Below are 18462 nucleotides of genomic sequence, written 5' to 3' on the forward strand. Positions count from 1 at the left end.
CAAGGAAAATCCACATATTATTATGAATGGAAATGCTTTGACGAAAAAATAGGCATGGCCTAAGAATCTCCGGCTTCTACAAGCCGGAGAGGTTCAAAACATACACATATTAAAGAAAAAAATTAAACATACAGTTTTTCACTATATTATTAGACCACAAATATTTAAAATAATGATCAATAATTTTGCCTGTTTAGAATTTATTTTAATTTAAGTGATTGATATTTTTCATTAAAATAAATAAACTCAAAAAAAAACATCACATAATTAATAGATATGCATGAATATGACTAAAATGAGAAAAAAAATAAAATGAGCAATGTTTTCCAAATCACATATGATTTAAAAACATTGCTTTAATATTGTTTCAACGCAGATAAATTAAATCTACTTAATTTTAATATTTACAGATTTAGTTACTTTTTTATAGAGTGAATTACCTTTATAGGTTATAACAGATTTAAAAGTACCTTTTTTAGTTAATTTGGTAATTTTAAAGATTGCTTTACCATTGCTATTGGTTTTAGCAGTATAGGTTTTACCTTTCACTTTAAGAGTAACTTTGACATTTTTAATAACTTTATTTTTATGATTTTTCAAGGTTATTGTGTACTTTTTGGTTTTAACAGTACGTTTAAATGTTTTCGCTTTAGCAGTTATTTTCGGAGTTCCTTTAGCGACTACAACTTTAGCATCCCTAATTGAACTATCATAAGCTAAATCACCTGCAAAAGTAACTGTTGCAACATATGTTTTTGGTTTTAAATTACTTGGAACTGTAATTGATATTTGACCTGCAGAGTCTGTAACCCCACTATAGGTTTTATCATTAAGTACAACATAAAGTGTTTTACCACTTACAGGATTAGCTTCATAATCTCTTAAAGTAATAACCATTTTTTTACTGTTTAAATAAACAACACTTAAATCATCAGCATAAACTACAGTTGAAGATTTAATGCCCAATATTGCTTTTCCAGCATCTTCAATAATCTTTATAATTTCTGTAATGTTTATGTATTTAGAGATATCGAAATCTTTGATAAAGTCAATGATATTATCAATGATACCAGTGATGTTAAAGAATTTAGTAATGTTATCTAATAAAGCAGTAATATTAAAGAATTTAGTAATGTTATCTAAGAAACCAGTGATATTTAACTTATTAAATAACTCTGTAAAGTTCAAATTATCTAAAAATCCAGTAATATTTAATTTATTAAATAAATCAGTGAAATTCAAATTATTTAATAATCCAGTAATATTCAAACCATTGATAAACTCAGTGAAGTTAAAGTTATCTAAAAATCCAGTGAGATTTAACTTATCCAATAACGCAGTAAAGTTCAAATTATTTAAAATTTCAGTAATATTCCAACCTTTAAATATATCAGTAAAGTTCAAATTATCTAAAAATTCAGTAATATTCAAACCATGGATAAACTCAGTGAAATTGAAATTATCTAAATATTTAGTAATATTTGAAAGTCCAGTGATATTCAAACCATGGATAAACTCAGTAAAGTTGAAATTATCTAAAAATCCAGTAATATTTAAATTTTCTAAAAATCCAGTTATATTCAAACCACCAAATATATTAGTAAAATTAAGGTTATCTAAAAATCCGGTAATATTCAAACCACCAAATATATTAGTAAAGTTAAGATTATCTAAAAATCCAGAGACATTCCAATTATTGAAAAATTCAGTGAAATTCAACTTATCAAAAAATCCTGTAATGTTCAAACCACCAAATATATTAGTAAAGTTAAGGTTATCTAAAAATCCAGTAATATTCCAATTTTTAAATAATTCAGTAAAGTTCAAATTATTTAAAAAATCAGTAATATTAAAATTATCAAAAATACCAGTGAGATTCAAACCAGTAATATTTAAACCAGACAATAAACTAGAAGCATTCCAATTATCAAAGACGCCAGTGAGATTCAAACCAGACAATAAACTAGAAGCATTCCAATTATCAAAGACGCCAGTGAGATTCAAACCTGTGAAATTAAAACCAGTCCAGAAACTAGAAATATTCCAACCAAAGACCTCGGTGAAATTAAAATTAAAAACTCCATTTCCATCATTTAAAACAACGACATCTTGTTGAGCACCAAGGACATTATCAACATTAATTTTGGCCGGAACTGATTTGATCTCGTCGGAATTAGTATCTTCAATAGCGTTTACAGCCGTATCAACATCAGTCACATCATTTTCAGTTGATTGATTATTTACATCATCAGTTATGTTTTCTTCAATAGTTCCAATCTCAGTTGCCAATGATTTGTCTTCCAAATCATTTATTTCATCGACAGCTATTTGATCATTAATATTGGAATCTTTAACTGAAGAAATTACATCATTAGTGAAATTATCACTATCTGAAGCACTTACTGCACCAACAGCAAGTAAAGAAATAAGTATAACTGAAAGTATAAACGTATATTTCTTCATTAATTATTCCTCCACACTTTTTGAAAAAAATCTAAAATAATAAATAGATATTATTTGAATTATATTATTTAATATAGTTATACTATATTTAACCACTTATAAAAACTTTTATAAAAAAAAACAACATCTTTAATAATATTTTTATTATGATTTGATTTTTCGACCAAAAATATCAGCATGATGTTAAAAATACTAATCATTATAATATTTCATGTGAAATTCAAGGATAGAAACCTTTTGATTAAAAACTGAAAATGATTCACATCACCAATTAAACATCAATAATTGTTGGACTAAACTTCATATCAATTATTTGTGTCATCATGAATAATGAAATATGATAATTATAAATTTGACAAATTTAATATATTTGTTATGACTAAATTTTTATATGAACATTAATTAAAAGTAGTGAGATAATTTTTTATGTCAAGCATGAGTAGCGTTGCAGGACTTTCAAAATATATAACCACCCTGCCCAAAACAAAATTTTCCATAATTGGAATGATATTGATAAGTACCCTAACAGGATCATTATATTTTTTAATTGATTCCGTGAGCCATAGTATTCTAGAAGAAATCTTATATGGTGGAATTTATTTTTTAATGATTATCGGTATTACATCAATTATGAGTGGTGGGCTTAATCAGCAGGTCATAAGTATAATGGATGGTATAAACGTTAAAATAAAGCATTCCATGTTTTTGTCTGCACTTTCAATGACAATATTATGCATCATATTACTTATTGGAGGAGTAATTTCAAGAATCCTAAATTTGGATATCTTTTTAAACTCATTATTATTCGGTTGTGTTTTGATATATGGGTTCAACACATTAGTATTCTGGGCCACTTCAAAGATGAGGTTCACAAAAGCGGTTACAGTAGCATTAATTCAACCAGTGCTCATATTGGCAATGTACATTCTCGTTACATTTTTAGTAATTGACACTAGTTTTTTAGGACCTATAATTATACAAATTACATTAAAAGCATTGATTGCTGGAATAATATTTGTTTTAGCGATTTATGCATTTATCACAATAATAGCTTCCCCATTTAAGAAAAACTTAGGAATTGGAGTTTTAGATTTATTGAGTTTATTCATTGCACACATGAACGAAGGTTCAAATTCTCTTGAAGGACTGTTTGAAAATATGAGTGAAGCTATTGATACAGTAGTCACATTTGTTAGTTTCAAGACTGAAAATGGAATAAAAGCATTATTCATTTCACCATCTGTCCATCCAGGGCCACTTGGAGACCTTGGAGGATCCAATATGCCAACAATTCTAGCAAACAAATTCGATCACTTCACCATGGTCGCACATGGACCATCAACTCACGATTTCAACCCAATTGCAGTTTCTGAAATAGATAAAATCGAAACTGCAGTAAAAAAGGGATTGAAAAAAGTCGAATATAAACCTAGCGCAAGCGAATTTGTAAGATACAATGCACAAACAGCAAACATTGGAGTTCAATTTTTCAATGAAGGGATGGTGATATTATCAACATTTGCACCAGAGGGCAGTGATGACATTGAATTTGGTGTTGGACTTACAATGATGGCTCAAAGCAGAAGCAAATGTGCTGTTAAAGATTCCGTAATTGTTGATTGTCATAACTCCTTTGCTCCTGAAAGTGGAGAAGTTTTGCCTGGAAATGCTGAAGTATTCTATTTGATTGACGTGATTGATAAAATTAAGACAGATCAAGATAAAACAAACATAAAAGTTGGATGCTGGCAAAACAATATGGATACACTTAATAAACAGGAAGGAATTGGAGAAAGTGGCTTGAAAACAATGATTATAGAAGTAAATAATCAAAGAACAGCTTATGTTTTATTTGATTCCAACAATATGGAAGTCGGATTTAGACAGGAGATAATGGAAGCGGTAAAAGATTTGGAAATCGATGAAATTGAAGTAATGACTACTGATACACATACAGTCAACACCATTTCAAGAGGATACAATCCAGTTGGAATTACCAAAAGACCTGAAATTTTAGAATATGTTAAAAAAAGTATAAAAGAAGCAATTAATGATTTAGAAGAAGTTGAAGTTGGAACTGGAACCGAAAAAATAGAAAATCTCAACACATTTGGTCCAAAAAATTCAACTGAACTAATCTCAACAATCAGTTCAGTTGTTGCAGTCAGTAAAATTATAGCTCCAGTTTTACTAATAACTTCATTAATAATTGCATTTATTTGGATATTCTTCGGTTTATAAGTACATTACAAAGATTGTGTATGAAATAACCCAAGTAAAGAAAAATGGTGCAATTCCATCCCATAACCATTGAGAAAATCCAGAAATTTCATCTCCAGCCATTTTTTGACTGAATTGACCTACAAAATAAAGTATTATTAATGCTACAAAGCCAGCAAATATATCATTTTTAAATCCAACCCAACCTACAGTCAAAGCAGTTGAAATTATAGCGGCGACAAGTGCAGCAACAATATGAATACTAGTAACCTTAATAGTTGTGTCCATTGATATCCTCCTTAATTAAATATATTAATATAATTTTAGTAATTATAATATATTAAAGTATTGATTGATAAAAAAAAGGTGTTTACTATGAAACCCATGTCCAATGTAGACATATTTACAATAAGTGATGAACTGAATAATTTATTAAGTGGTGCTCGAGTAGATAAATCATTCCAACCAACAAAAGACATTGTAGTAATGAGATTCCACGTCCCCGGAACCGGAAGAATTGATTTAGTAATGCAATGTGGCTCAAGAATACATACAAGCCAATATCCCCTCGAAAATCCAACCACGCCTCCAACATTTCCTATGCTTTTAAGAAAAAGAATTAAAGGTGGGCATGTTGAAAGCATAAAACAACATAATTTTGATCGTGTGGTTGAAATTAGAGTCAAAAAAGACAAATATTACACAATAATAGTTGAATTATTTGACAAAGGGAATATCATTCTTTTAGATGATGAAAACAATATCATTTTACCCCTTAAAAGGAAACATTGGAGCAATAGGGACATAAGTTCCAAAAGAGAATATGTTTTCCCAGAAGAAAGAGGAATGAACCCTATAACCATTTCAGAAAATGAATTTACAGAATTATTTGAAAATAATGCCGACAGCGATGTTGTCAGAACACTTGCAAGAAACGGACTCGGAAGCCTATATGCCGAAGAAGTTATCGCAAGAGCAAATGAAATAACTGAAATCGATAAAAATACAGTAAATAACAATCTTACAGAAGAACAGCTCAATGGACTATATGAAGGATTTAAAAAATTGTTTGATAATTTAAAAAATGAATCAATCAAACCGCAAATAGTCAAAAGTGATTCTAAAGAAGATGTGATTCCTCTTGATTTAATAAAATATGATTCATTTGAAAAAACATATTATAATACTTTCAATGAAGCCTGTGATGAATTCTATTCAAAAAAAGTAAACACCGACATCAAACAAATTAAAGAAAATGCATGGAATAAAAAGGTAGGTAAATTTGAAAAAAGATTAAAGTTACAGCAAGAGACCCTCGATAATTTTGAAAAAACAATTGCCGAAAGTACACTTAAAGGAGAAGTTATCTATTCCAATTACACAACCATCGAAAACATAATAAATGTAGTAAATACTGCTAGAGATAAGGATTACTCTTTTAAGGAAATTGGAAAAACACTCAAAAAAGCCAAAAAAGATGGAATGGCAGAAGCTCAAATATATGAATCAATTGACCCGATGGGAATATTGACATTAAAAATAGATGATACAACATTAAACATCGATCCAAAATTGACAATACCTGAAAATGCTGAAAATTACTATGAAAAATCTAAAAAAGCTAAAAGAAAAACAAAAGGTGCTTTAATAGCAATTGAAAACACCAAAAAACAACTTGAAGATATCAAATCTAAAAAGGATAGTGCAATGGAAAACATTTCAGTGCCTAAAAAAAGAGTTAAGAAAGATCTCAAGTGGTATGAGAAATTAAGATGGTTTGTAAGTTCAGATGACATTTTAGTGGTTGGAGGTCGTGACGCAAACAGTAATGAAAGTGTTGTGAAAAAATATTTAGAACCAAATGATATTTATCTACATGCAGATATACATGGTGCGACATCAACTGCAATAAAATTAAATGGAAATAAATTAAATGACAATCTCCTTAAAGAATCTGGTGAGTTTGCAGCATCATTTTCATCTGCTTGGTCAAAAGGTTTCACATCTCAAGACGTATTTTGGGTCCATCCGGACCAAGTTTCAAAAACACCTGAAGCTGGAGAATTTTTAGCAAAAGGGTCATTTGTAATAAGGGGCCATCGTAATTATATTAGGGGAGCAAGATTAAAATTGGCTGTGGGAATAGTTGATTATGAAGGTAAAAGAATTATGGCTGGTCCAATTGAAGCTTTAGAAAAGCACAGTCAAAATTTTGTTGTTTTAAAACCAGGTTTTACAAAAAAAGAAGCAATAGCTAAAAAAATATTGCATAAAATAAATGAAGACGATTTAATAACTCTTGATGATATAATAAGAGTGTTGCCGTCTGGAAAATGCGATATTGATGAAGAGTATCATCAAAGAAAAAAATATGAAAAAAATTAATCCTGATAGTTTTCAGGATCAAACTCAAAATATTCATCCGGATTCATGACCACTACATCAATGTTAGGGTTGAATTGACTAACAAAATTAGCAAAAATTGCAGGGTCCTGCTCTATTGGAGGAAAAGTATTGTAATGCATAGGTATAACTGCTTTAGGGTTTAACCACATTGAAGCCAATGCCGCTTCAAAAGGACCCATTGTAAACTTATCACCAATAGGAACCAATGCGATATCAGGTTTATAAATCTCTCCAATAATTGTTTTCATGTCACTGAATAATCCAGTATCACCAGCATGGAATATTTTTGTACCATCTTCAAATGTTATTAAAAAGCTTGCAGCAGTTCCTCCAGGAACAGTTTCTTCAACAATGTCAATGTCTGAGGAATGTTTAGCTTCAAGCATTGTAAATTTAATATTTCTAAAGATAAAAGAACCACCAATATTAACACTAATATTTCTAATGCCCTGTTTTGCTAAAAAGAGTGAAATTTCGTGGATACATGCAATAGGAGCATTAGTATTATTGGAGATTTCCAATGCATCACCAAAATGATCAGAATGACCGTGAGTAAGTAATATAATATCAGGGTTTAAATCCTCAACTGGCACTTGACAAGCAGGATTATTGCTAATGAATGGATCAATCAATATTTTAACATCATCATCGCTAATTATTTCAAATGCTGAGTGACCTAACCATCTTATTTCCATTATGCAGCACCACCAACACTATTCATGACAACAGATTCATCAAGGCTGGATGCAATATCCCATGTCTTTTCAAAGTCAGACCTAATATCTGAAATGGAATTCCTATCATCATAAATTGCACCATATTCCATTCCGTCAGGACCATCTGAAATAATCATCGCATGGGAATCATCAGTAATTAAATTAACGGTATGTACTTTAGGAACAGTTCTAATATGAACTCCCTGTTTTAAAAGAGAAGATATTAAAAACATGTATGACATATCTGAAACATCGAATTCATCAATAATTACTCTGGAATAAATTGTAGGTACATGAGATAAAAATCTGTCTGATAAATCATTCAAGGAAGGAATTTCCAGCATTATTTCTTTAGTTACATTCACAGCCAGATTATCGAAAGCATCCTGGGAAGATACTAAACTTTCATTATATATTACATAACTGTTAAGAGATTTTGGAACTGGAAGACTTTCAGGATCATTAATATCAATTTTAATATCCCTAGGTTGTGTAAATTCTTCAGTTTCTGGTTTATGTTCGACAGTAATCTCCTCGGCAGGAGCCTCTTGAGCTAATGCTTTTTTAATTTCATTAGATTTATCAGTTTCAACTATGAATTCTGGTACATCCTTGGTGAAATAATCTTCTTCACGTCTTTTAGGGGCTCTAGTAACTTTTAACGGTTTGTCATACCTGGGAGTGAAATGAAGTTGTCTGTTGAAATCTGCATCTTCATGTGGTTCCTGACGAACAACATTTAAAACAGCTTTCGGATTATTTTCATGAATATCTTCATAAGAAATATCAGATGAAGGTTCCTGATAATCTTCAAGCATCAATTCATCATAATTTGTATCATCATACTCATTGAATTCTCTTCGAACATGTAACGGCTGATTAGGTTTATCAGATTTCCTTTCAAACCGATTAAGAGAACGAGAATCAAATTCATTTGAAGTAATAAATTCTTTAATAGCATTTGTAGTCCTATCTGCATTTGAATCGACAAAATAACTAACAATCATAATTATTCCGACAATTGAAATGACAAGACCAACAATTAATAAAATATCTAATAAGTTATATACACTAGTCTCATACGCTATGAGAATACCTACTACAAATAAAATAAAACCTGAAACTAACTTTAATGTATTTCCCACGATTTCACCCTTATCAATTTAATCACTCTATATTTAACTAATTATATTTTATCTACAACACTATTAATAAACCTAATGGAAAAAATAGGGAAAAATCAATAAAAAAATTTTTTCGTAATACTTTTTTAAAAAATAGTAATATTCATATAATTTGAAAATCTATAATTATAATTGGTGAAAATATGAAAAAAATAAACACACTCATAAATGAAAATTCCGGACAAGGAGCTGCAGAATACATTCTACTATTTGGTGGAGTGATTGTTATTGCATTACTTGCATTAACAATTTACCGGTCATATATGGAGACCAGTGACAGAAGTTTAAAAGCAAAAGACGACATCATAGATGTCAGAAACACAATATTGGACAACAGAACCCATGTATAAAAAGAAATTAGACAACAAAGGACAAGGAAGTGCAGAATTGATCCTAATAACAGGAGGATTGATTGTTATAATACTTCTAGTTGCAAGCTATATGTCCAACATAACCCAAAAAACGCAAACAACATTAAATAATTTGTTAAAAGAAGAAAGAGATTATTTAATAAATAAAATTTGAAAATAGGGACATTAACCCTATTTTCAACTAATTAATGAATTTAAAATTTCAGCCCATGATTCAGAATTAATATTGACTAAATTCATATCTGTTCTGGTTAATACCCTAATATTCTGAGGACATGCAGTTACACAAGCACCACATAAATTACAGAAGTCTAAATTGGTAACAGATTTTCCATCAATAATTTCAACTGCATTACATGGACAAACATCCAAACAAGCATGACATGAGTCGCCTTTGCAAATTTTTTCTTCAGTTTCCACCAATTCAAGTTTACCTTCAAATGGTTTAGTAACTGTAATCGCATCAACAGGGCAAATTTCAGAACACCATGAACAGCTGACACATGAACTCTTTATGATAAATGCCTCACCAGAAATTTCAGGAACTTCAATTTCCTCACGCAACATACAAGTTGAACAAACTTCTTTAATTGCATCTTCTGGACAAATTCTTTTACATACACCACAATATACGCATTTGGATGTATCAACTTCAATGGAATTATTCAGTTTATCAACACTTGATGATGCAATATTTTTAAGAGTAATAGCTTCAGCAGGACATAAATCTGCACAGAAAGAACAATAAATACACTTATCTTCATCAAAACTTATTTCTCCACGAACTAATGTAGAAATATCTGGAAGTTTTCTTTCAAATAAAATAGAATCTCTTGGACAAACAGATTTGCACCTTCCACAATAAATGCAATCTTCTTCATCAATAGTGGATTGAACTTCCCATAAAGGATAAGAATCATCATTTTTAATATTATTACCATCAATTGTCAAAGATAATGCATCAAATGGACAAGATACTGAACATAACCCACAGAATACACAAGAATCACTAACAGAAATTAAATCCATCTCTATTAATCCTCGTGCAATAGGAACCAACGGACCTAATCTCAATGATGAAGTAGGGCATGTATCAACACAAATTCCACAACCAACACAATTTACATCATTGTAAGACAATTTACGGTGTTCTTCACCAACACGCTCTATATCAAACATAAAAATACCTCATGCTTTAGATATAGCTTGATTTGGGCAATTTTGTATACAAAGTTCACAATCATCACAATTTTCAGGGACTATCTTTACATCCCCATCTTCTTCAATAATTGCACCTTGTTCACAAAGTTTAATACATAATCCTTGCACAGGACAATCTTGAATATGTCCACATGCCTCCGAATCAATTTTTACTGCCATATAACCACCTCAAATAATTTCATATGATTATTATTAAAAATAATGCACATGTAATTAAAAATTTATCGAAATGAATATATAAACATATCGATTATATTTCGGCTAACGAATTAGATATCCTCTATTATTTATCTCACCACTCCGAATACGAGTGGAAGAAATTGGATTTCCATCATAAGCCAACACAAAACTAACAACAACAATATCAAGAGGTTTCATACCTTTAGAAATTCTAATCTCATTAATCTTAACTGCAGTTGGTTCTGTCTCAGCACTTACAACAATAGCTTCAAAATCACCATCATAAATAGTAGTACCATAAGGATCTTCCAAAGGAACAACAGTGAAATTAGATTTATCAGAAAAGAAATATTTAAGATTCTTCATTCTCAATTCACAAGAATCAATATTACCTTTTAAACCTCCAAAATCATCTGAAGTTACACCAATCTCCACAAAATCTCCGATTTCAAAAGCAGTCGATAATAATTTCTTATGACCATCATGGAATTTGTCAAAAGTTCCTCCAACAGCCACTTTAGAATAATTTTTAGAATTCATAATATTGTCTCAATAGCTTGCTAATTAAATCTTTATTAAAACTATTATAAATTATTAGCTATTGAAAAAAAAAGGATTAAAAAAAATAAAAAAATAAAAGTAGAAAACTAGAATGGTAAACTTGTGTAATAGCCATGAAGACTATAAGTATCCGGATTCCAATTTACTACATTTCCAAACGAGTTTCTAGTACTTGTTGCATCAGCAACTGTCCAAGTATCTCCTACTAAAACTTGAGCCCATACGTGACCATAAGTAGCACTGGAGAATGTACATGTACCATGGACATATCTGGCTGGAAGGCCTGCTGCCCTAGACATTGCTACAACTAAATGTGCATGATCAACACAATTTCCAGTTCCTGCATTCAATGTACCAACAGCACCATATCTAGTATCATAATAGAAACTATAAGACACTGTATCCCTAACATAATTAAAGATTGCTTTAGCTTTAGCTTTTTCTGATGTTAATCCTTTAGTCAATTTAGCAACCAAATTCTTAATTTTATCATTATTTACTTGACAATTTGCAGTAGCTGCCAAGTAAGGTTTTAAATCCTTAATAGTATTTTTAGAATTTAATTTACTAGTAGTTGACTCAGATAAAGATTTTACAGCAGTATAAGCAGGCATAACGCCTTCATTTCCATAAAATGCAACAACACGTGCTAAAGCATAAACTACACCTTTAAATCCGATATTTCCCAAATCGGAACTTACATAATTAGGCATGATACCTTTAGACTCTGCAGTTTTCACTAAACTTTTAGCTACTGCAAGATAATTATATAAATTACCCATATCTGAAGCAGATCCCGGTTTTTTAGGACTTGCAACTTTTAAAACTGGAAGATTATCTTTATTATCGGATTTCAAATTAATTATAGCTTCGGAAACTAAATATAAGAAATCTGCAGTAGAATAGTATAAACTACCAATTTTAATTTTAGAAGGTAATTTTTCATTATCTTCAACATATCCTTTAACATATTTAGATGCTGAAATAATTTGGTTTAAAGTAAGCGTATTTAAAACATGAATTGTTGATGAACCTGAAGTTGAATCAACAGTAAATTGAATTTTATAATCTCCCTTAGACAATTTACCTAAATTAACTTTAGCCACACCAGCATCATTAGTTTTAGCAGCATAATTTTTCTTATTTAAAGTAAAAGTAACTTTAACTTTTTTAACAGGATTACTTTTACCATCAATAACCTTAACTGAATAATAAACAGTTTTTCCAACAGATGCATATGCTTGCTTAGCAACGAATTTTGTTCCGTTTACTAAAATTTTCTTAGTTATTGTATCTGATGTATAATACTTACCATAAACAATAGTGTCAATAGGATAATAGCCTACTTTAGCATTAATTTTTAACTTAGCCATACCTTTAGCATCAGTTTTAGCATAATAATTCTTGCCTTTGAATGTGAATTTAACAGTAACATTGAATAAAGGTTTACCAGACATATCTTTCACAGTCGCTTTGAATGAAGATCCATCTTTATATTTCATGTTTAAATTTTTTACAGTTAATTTTGAATCCAATCTGGAAACAATAATCTTATTTGAACCGTAAGCATAATCTTTTGAACCTTTCTTATCATAAGAATATTTGACTGTATAAGTACCTGGTTTCAACTTACCAACAGCAAGTTTAGCAACACCCTTTGCATCGGTTTTTGCAGTATAGGTTTTACCATTTAAATTGAACTTAATTGTTTTATTACTTAAAGGTTTATCGCGTTGTTTAAGAGTTGCTTTGAAATAAGATCCATCTTTATACTTCATTTTTAAATCAGAAGCGGTTAAATTACATGTTGGGTCTCGAACATATAATTTACTGGATTCAGAAGATGAATAAAACATACTGTTTCCACGAAAAGTATACTTAATATCATATGTACCTTTTGAAAGTCCGGAAATAGTTATTTTAGCTTTCCCGTTCTTATCTGTAATTGCAGTTAAAATTTTACCATTATAATCAAAGTATACTTTTGCCCCATTTATATTAACATCATGTTTAGATTTTAAAACAACAGTGAAAACATATTTAGTTTTAGGGTGAATGTATGTTTTATATGGTGAATGAGTAATATTAGACTTATCCTTTTTGACTACAATATTATTGGATAACTTTTCACCAGAGTATGGGTTGACTGATGTAATAGTATGACTACCTACACGTAAATTGATATTTAACTTTGCAACTCCATTTTTATTAGTTGTTCTTGTATAATTTTTTCCATTAAGTTTGAATGTGACTTTAGTATTTGCTAAAGCCGCACCATCTTTTAAGAATGTTGCTTGATACACGGAAGTATATCCATAATATTTTTTAATGTCACTTCCTTTTACAGAAGACAATACTTTAACTTTCTTTGAAAGAGAAGAAGCAGTGTAATTGGAGTTACCTGCATAAGTTAAAGAAAGAGTATAAGTACCAACTGATAAAGCAGCTGTTTTAATTGATGCAATACCTTGATTATTAGTATTTGCAGAATATGTCTTTCCGTTAACTTTCAAAGAAATCTTTTGATTATTTAAAGCCTTACCTGAATTATCTTTTAAAGTAACTTTGAAAACTGTACCAGACTTACTATATGAAGTGTCACTTACAGACAATTTTGTAGCTACTTTACTGCTATTGCCTAAAACATCTGAATTATGTGAACTTACGCTGACAACATCATCAATGTCGGAAACGGCAATAATTTCATTGGAAGATAAAGATAATTTCTCATCTGCGATAGAAACCAAGGAAGAGTCATAAGTTCCGTTATTATCCTCATAATCTGAAATAATACTGCTTGATAAAACAGTGTCAGAAGGATAATTTTCTAAATTATCATCATGAGAATTAACTATATTAGTTTCTGAGATAGAATCCTCGTTAGAAATTTCTAATTTATTTTGTATGGATGATGCATTAACATCATCATCTAAATTTGAATATTCTGTAATTGAAACATTTGTATTATCAACTGCACTAACAGCACTTAATAAAATAAAGAATGTCAGTACTATTGATAGAGTTAATGTTTTATTTTTTATCGAAATTTTTCCACCTCTTGGTTCTCATTACGAAAATTTTATAGTAAAATATGATTATACTAATGTATAGTATTTCATAATGAGTAGATAACATTATATAATTTATCTATATATAAATGTTTTTACAACTTAAAAATCTTAAAAACAAATTAAAAACAAATAAATCGTTAAAAAAAAGTTAAAAAGATATATAAATAGGAAATAAAAGAATAATTTTACTGAAATAAAGTATAATAAGATTAAATATCTTAAATTTAATTTAAATAAAAAACAATGGCATCAAAAATGAAATTTTAATTTAATGGTTTTTTATAAGAAAAATTAGAATATAATTATGTTTTATAAAAAAAATAGAAAAATTATTGATTGATTAATGAAAATTAATTACAATACTAACACTTATATCATAAACAAAGAATTTAAATTAAAAAATAAAAAAAGTCAAAATAAATAGCTGATTATATGTTATATGAAAAAAATACATTCAGGAAAAACCATAAAAATACTGAAATTCATTTAGGATTAACTTACCCCAACATATATAAGACTGCGATGTCTTCACTAGGTTATAACATTTTATACAATCAATTGAATGAACGGGATGACACATGGTGTGAGAGGATAATATATCCGAATACAAAAAGTATCGAATCAAATATGCCCATGAAACATTTAGACATAATCAGCTTTACATTGCAATTTGAAGAAGATTACTTTAATGTCTTAAAAATGTTAAAAGAAGCTGAAATTCCACTTAAACGAAAAGAACGTGGAGACGAGTACCCATTAATTATTGCCGGAGGCCCCTGTGCAACTGCAAATCCGATGCCTTTATCCGATTACATTGATCTTTTTGTAATTGGTGAAGGAGAATACATTCTAAATGACATTTTAAATGCATATCTTAAAAGCCCAAATAAAAATCTAAAGAAGTTTCTAGAAATACCGGGAGTTTATATTCCGGAATACAACAATAAGACAAAAATCGTTCTGGTTGATGATATGGAAAATGCTTATCATATAACTGAACCTATTATAAGCAAAAGTGATGATGAAAATTATCAAACAGTTTTCAACAATACAATAATGCTGAACGTTTCAAGAGGCTGCATGAGAGGATGCAGATTCTGCATGTCCGGATATCTATATAGACCCACAAGAGAGACAAGTCATGAAAAGCTGATTGACATTGCAATACAAAACAGACAGAACACAGGATTAAATAAAGTCACTTTAATTGGTGCTGCAGTATCTGACTATATCAATTTGGAAAATCTGATAGATGGTCTTGAAAAAAAAGGTTTTCAAATATCAACTCCATCACTTAGAATTGAATCAATTAACAAAAAAACATTACAGACATTAAAAGAAAGTGGACTTAAAACAATAACTCTTGCACCAGAATCCATTCCCAAATTGAGAAAGGTAATAAATAAGGAGATACTAGATGAAACAATTTTTACAGTAATAAAAAATGCTGTTGAATTGGACTTCAAAATCAAGTTATACTTTCTGATTGGAATACCTGGTGAAAATATGGATGACATTAAAGAACTTGCCGAATACTTGAAAAGAATAGCAGATATGCATTATAATATTAAAAATGTAAAATTTAGTATAAACCCACTAATTCCTAAACCTCATACTCCATTACAATGGGAAGGATATGATTTTAAAGATATTAAAAACAAAACTAGGTATCTGAAAAAAGAATTGAAAAAATATAACATAAAGTGCGAAAGTCCTAAAAAAAGTATGATTCAATATATCCTATCTTGTGGAAATAGTGGCATTGGTGAAATTATTGAGAAAACTTTGACAAAAACGGTTACACTAAAAGAATGGAAAGAACAACTCCCACATTATCAAATTGATGATGAACTGCCTTGGGATAATATTGATGTTAGCGTAGATAAAAGATTTTTGAAAATAGAACATTCACGACTGAAAAATTTAAAACAAACACCATGGTGTCAGACTAGTCCATGCTATAATTGTGGTGCATGTGAAAAATAATTACTAGAAAAAAATTAAATTACTATAATAATATAAATAATAATAAGTGAGGAAAAATTATGATTAACCCAGCGAAAAGAACAAATACTATTGAATTGTCACAAATTAGAAAAATGTTTGAAGCAACAAAGCCTGGTGCAATAAACCTTGGAATAGGAGAACCAGATTTTAATGTACCTCAAAACATTAAGGATGCGATGAAAAAATCAATTGATGATAATGAAACACAATATACTCCAAATAAAGGATATATTGAATTAAGAGAAAAAATCGCTGAAAAATTCAAAAAGGACAATGGCATAATAACAGATCCTGAAAATATCATCGTTACAGTTGGAGCCAGTGAAGCATTATACATCAGCGCTCAGGCATTTATGGAAGCTGGTGACGAAATACTTCTACCGAATCCAAGTTTTTTATTATATGAATCATGTATTAACTTAGCTGGAGGGAGCATTGTTCCGGTTGACTGTAAAATGGAAAATGAATTTAAATTAAAAGCAGATGATGTTTTGGAAAAAATTACTGATAAAACAAAAGCAATTATTTTAAATTCCCCATCCAATCCAACAGGAGCAGTAATGGAAAAAGAAGATATCAAGGCAATCGCCGACTTATCTATGGATCATAATTTCCTAATCATTTCTGATGAGATATATGAAAAAATAATATATGATAAAAATCATTACTCTCCAGCAAAATACAGTGACAATGTTATTACAATAAACGGTTTTTCAAAAACTTATGCAATGACTGGATTGCGAATCGGTTATTTGACAGCAAATGAAGAGCACACTGAAGAGTTGTTCAAGATACACCAAAACAGTATTGCCTGTGCCAATTCCACTGCACAAAAAGGTGCTTATGAAGCTTTAACAGGACCACAGGATGAAGTTCATAAAATGGTTAGTGAATTTAAAAAGAGAAGAGATTTAATTGTTTCCAGATTAAATGAAATGGGATACGAAACCGTGAATGCTGAAGGAGCATTTTATGTATTTCCAAAAATTGAAGATGAAAACTTTGTTAAAAAAGCTGCAGATGCTGGAGTAGTGACAGTTACAGGAGCTGCATTCGGATCAAACGGTAAGGGACATGTCAGAATGTCCTATGCGAATTCCTATGAAAACATTGAAAAAGCGATGGATATACTAGAAGAGCGTGTAGTAAATGGATGATTTTAGAAGCAAAGCAGGTAAAAAAGCGGCTATAGTTGCTATAGTAGCAAACTGCTTTTTAACCGCATTCAATATAGCAATAGGAATAATGTCTGGAAGTTATGCATTAATATCCGAAGGGGCACACACATTATCTGATGTAGCTACATCTGTAATCGCATTTGTTGGATTTAAAATAGGTCAAAAACCTGCTGACGATGAACATCCTATAGGACACGGCCGTGCAGAAGCAATTGGAGGATTAATAATAGTTTTATTCTTAGGAATGGTTGCTTATGAAATAATGCAGGGAGCTATTGAAAGGCTATTAAATCCATCATTAATTACAACACCAGACTTTTATGCAGCAATAATGGCAGTTTTTGGCATTATAATAAATTTTTCCGTCAGCGAATATATTATAAAAATTGGAAAAGAAATTAGAAGTCCTGCAATTGTTGCAGATGGTAAACACCAAAAAACAGATATTTTTTCATCAATAGCAGTATTGTTAAGTGTTGTTGTATCAAATATGGGTTATCCTATTTTAGACCCAATAATTGGATTAATCATTGGAGTTTTAATCTTAAAAACAGCATATGAAGTAGGTAAAGAAAACATTGACCATATTATGGGAAAGGTACCTTCCCCCGAATTCATAAACAAAATTAAAAGAGTTGCCAATAAAACTCCTAATGCACAGGATGCACATAACATCAAAGTCGATTATTTGGGTTCTTATGCAGTAGTCAGTTTACATGTCAAAGTTGATGGAAATATGACAGTAGATGAATCACATAAAATAGCGCACTCAGTTGAAAAAAACCTCATAAAAAAGATTCCCGAAGTAAAATATGCTATGGTACATGTCTGCCCAATAGGATTGGAATACAACCATGACCAGGAAAATGATGAAAAATAATAAT

16 protein-coding genes are annotated in these 18462 nt (G+C 29.9%); 8 read left to right on the forward strand and 8 right to left on the reverse strand.

All coding sequences use genetic code 11. The annotated features are described in order from the left end of the window. Window positions 1-387: 387 nt before the first annotated feature. Window positions 388-2463 carry a hypothetical protein gene (locus QZN45_RS01565; protein ID WP_292607089.1) on the reverse strand — a complete coding sequence of 692 codons (2076 nt, stop codon included), beginning with the start codon at window positions 2461-2463 and terminating at the stop codon, window positions 388-390. A 426-nt stretch (window positions 2464-2889) separates the two neighbouring features. Here QZN45_RS01565 and QZN45_RS01570 point away from each other — a divergent pair, with 426 nt between their 5' ends. Next, window positions 2890-4704 (forward strand): DUF2070 family protein, encoded by a 1815-nt coding sequence (locus QZN45_RS01570; protein WP_292607086.1) that lies wholly within the window; start codon window positions 2890-2892, stop codon window positions 4702-4704. On the opposite strand, the gene QZN45_RS01575 is transcribed toward QZN45_RS01570, so the two are convergent. Next, window positions 4699-4971 (reverse strand): hypothetical protein, encoded by a 273-nt coding sequence (locus tag QZN45_RS01575; protein ID WP_292607083.1) that lies wholly within the window; start codon window positions 4969-4971, stop codon window positions 4699-4701. The genes QZN45_RS01570 and QZN45_RS01575 overlap by 6 nt on opposite strands. Window positions 4972-5058: 87 nt before the next feature. Between QZN45_RS01575 and rqcH the strand changes: the two genes are divergently transcribed. Further along, window positions 5059-7068, forward strand: a complete 2010-nt coding sequence (gene rqcH, locus QZN45_RS01580) for a ribosome rescue protein RqcH (RefSeq protein ID WP_292607080.1) — start codon at window positions 5059-5061, stop codon at window positions 7066-7068. On the opposite strand, the gene QZN45_RS01585 is transcribed toward rqcH, so the two are convergent. Beyond that, on the reverse strand, window positions 7065-7784 hold the full coding sequence (locus tag QZN45_RS01585) for a metal-dependent hydrolase (protein WP_292607078.1): 720 nt from the start codon (window positions 7782-7784) through the stop codon (window positions 7065-7067). The two genes, rqcH and QZN45_RS01585, sit on opposite strands and share 4 nt — an antisense overlap. Further along, on the reverse strand, window positions 7784-8950 hold the full coding sequence (locus QZN45_RS01590; RefSeq protein WP_296810682.1) for a hypothetical protein: 1167 nt from the start codon (window positions 8948-8950) through the stop codon (window positions 7784-7786). The genes QZN45_RS01585 and QZN45_RS01590 overlap by 1 nt, the downstream gene beginning before the upstream one ends. Window positions 8951-9132: 182 nt before the next feature. Here QZN45_RS01590 and QZN45_RS01595 point away from each other — a divergent pair, with 182 nt between their 5' ends. Beyond that, entirely contained in the window at window positions 9133-9339 is a 207-nt protein-coding gene (locus QZN45_RS01595; RefSeq protein WP_292607073.1) for a class III signal peptide-containing protein, read from the forward strand. Continuing rightward, window positions 9299-9514 carry a class III signal peptide-containing protein gene (locus QZN45_RS01600; RefSeq protein ID WP_292880358.1) on the forward strand — a complete coding sequence of 72 codons (216 nt, stop codon included), beginning with the start codon at window positions 9299-9301 and terminating at the stop codon, window positions 9512-9514. The genes QZN45_RS01595 and QZN45_RS01600 overlap by 41 nt, the downstream gene beginning before the upstream one ends. A 23-nt stretch (window positions 9515-9537) precedes the next feature. On the opposite strand, the gene fwdF is transcribed toward QZN45_RS01600, so the two are convergent. The 4 genes from fwdF to QZN45_RS01620 form a co-directional block, all read right to left on the reverse strand. Then, window positions 9538-10539, reverse strand: coding sequence for a tungsten-dependent formylmethanofuran dehydrogenase subunit FwdF (gene fwdF, locus QZN45_RS01605; RefSeq protein ID WP_296810684.1), 1002 nt, complete (start codon window positions 10537-10539; stop codon window positions 9538-9540). A gap of 9 nt (window positions 10540-10548) precedes the next feature. After that, on the reverse strand, window positions 10549-10740 hold the full coding sequence (locus QZN45_RS01610; protein WP_292607067.1) for a 4Fe-4S binding protein: 192 nt from the start codon (window positions 10738-10740) through the stop codon (window positions 10549-10551). A gap of 102 nt (window positions 10741-10842) precedes the next feature. Continuing rightward, window positions 10843-11301, reverse strand: coding sequence for a phosphopantetheine adenylyltransferase (locus QZN45_RS01615; protein ID WP_292607064.1), 459 nt, complete (start codon window positions 11299-11301; stop codon window positions 10843-10845). A 107-nt stretch (window positions 11302-11408) separates the two neighbouring features. Continuing rightward, window positions 11409-14069: a transglutaminase domain-containing protein gene (locus QZN45_RS01620; protein WP_292607062.1), complete on the reverse strand. Its 2661-nt coding sequence runs from the start codon at window positions 14067-14069 to the stop codon at window positions 11409-11411. A gap of 157 nt (window positions 14070-14226) precedes the next feature. Here QZN45_RS01620 and QZN45_RS01625 point away from each other — a divergent pair, with 157 nt between their 5' ends. From QZN45_RS01625 to QZN45_RS01640, 4 genes are all read left to right on the forward strand, one after another. Beyond that, window positions 14227-14433 carry a hypothetical protein gene (locus QZN45_RS01625; protein WP_296800450.1) on the forward strand — a complete coding sequence of 69 codons (207 nt, stop codon included), beginning with the start codon at window positions 14227-14229 and terminating at the stop codon, window positions 14431-14433. 392 nt (window positions 14434-14825) lie between these two features. Then, window positions 14826-16379, forward strand: coding sequence for a radical SAM protein (locus QZN45_RS01630; protein ID WP_296800451.1), 1554 nt, complete (start codon window positions 14826-14828; stop codon window positions 16377-16379). Window positions 16380-16438: 59 nt separating this feature from the next. Then, a complete protein-coding gene (locus QZN45_RS01635) occupies window positions 16439-17557 on the forward strand; it encodes a pyridoxal phosphate-dependent aminotransferase (RefSeq protein ID WP_296800452.1) in 1119 nt (372 codons plus the stop codon). Further along, entirely contained in the window at window positions 17550-18458 is a 909-nt protein-coding gene (locus QZN45_RS01640; RefSeq protein WP_292880372.1) for a cation diffusion facilitator family transporter, read from the forward strand. Before QZN45_RS01635 ends, QZN45_RS01640 begins: the two co-directional genes overlap by 8 nt. Window positions 18459-18462: the final 4 nt, after the last annotated feature.

The organism is uncultured Methanobrevibacter sp. (assembly GCF_900314695.1).
In the GTDB taxonomy this organism is placed as follows: Archaea; Methanobacteriota; Methanobacteria; order Methanobacteriales; family Methanobacteriaceae; genus Methanocatella.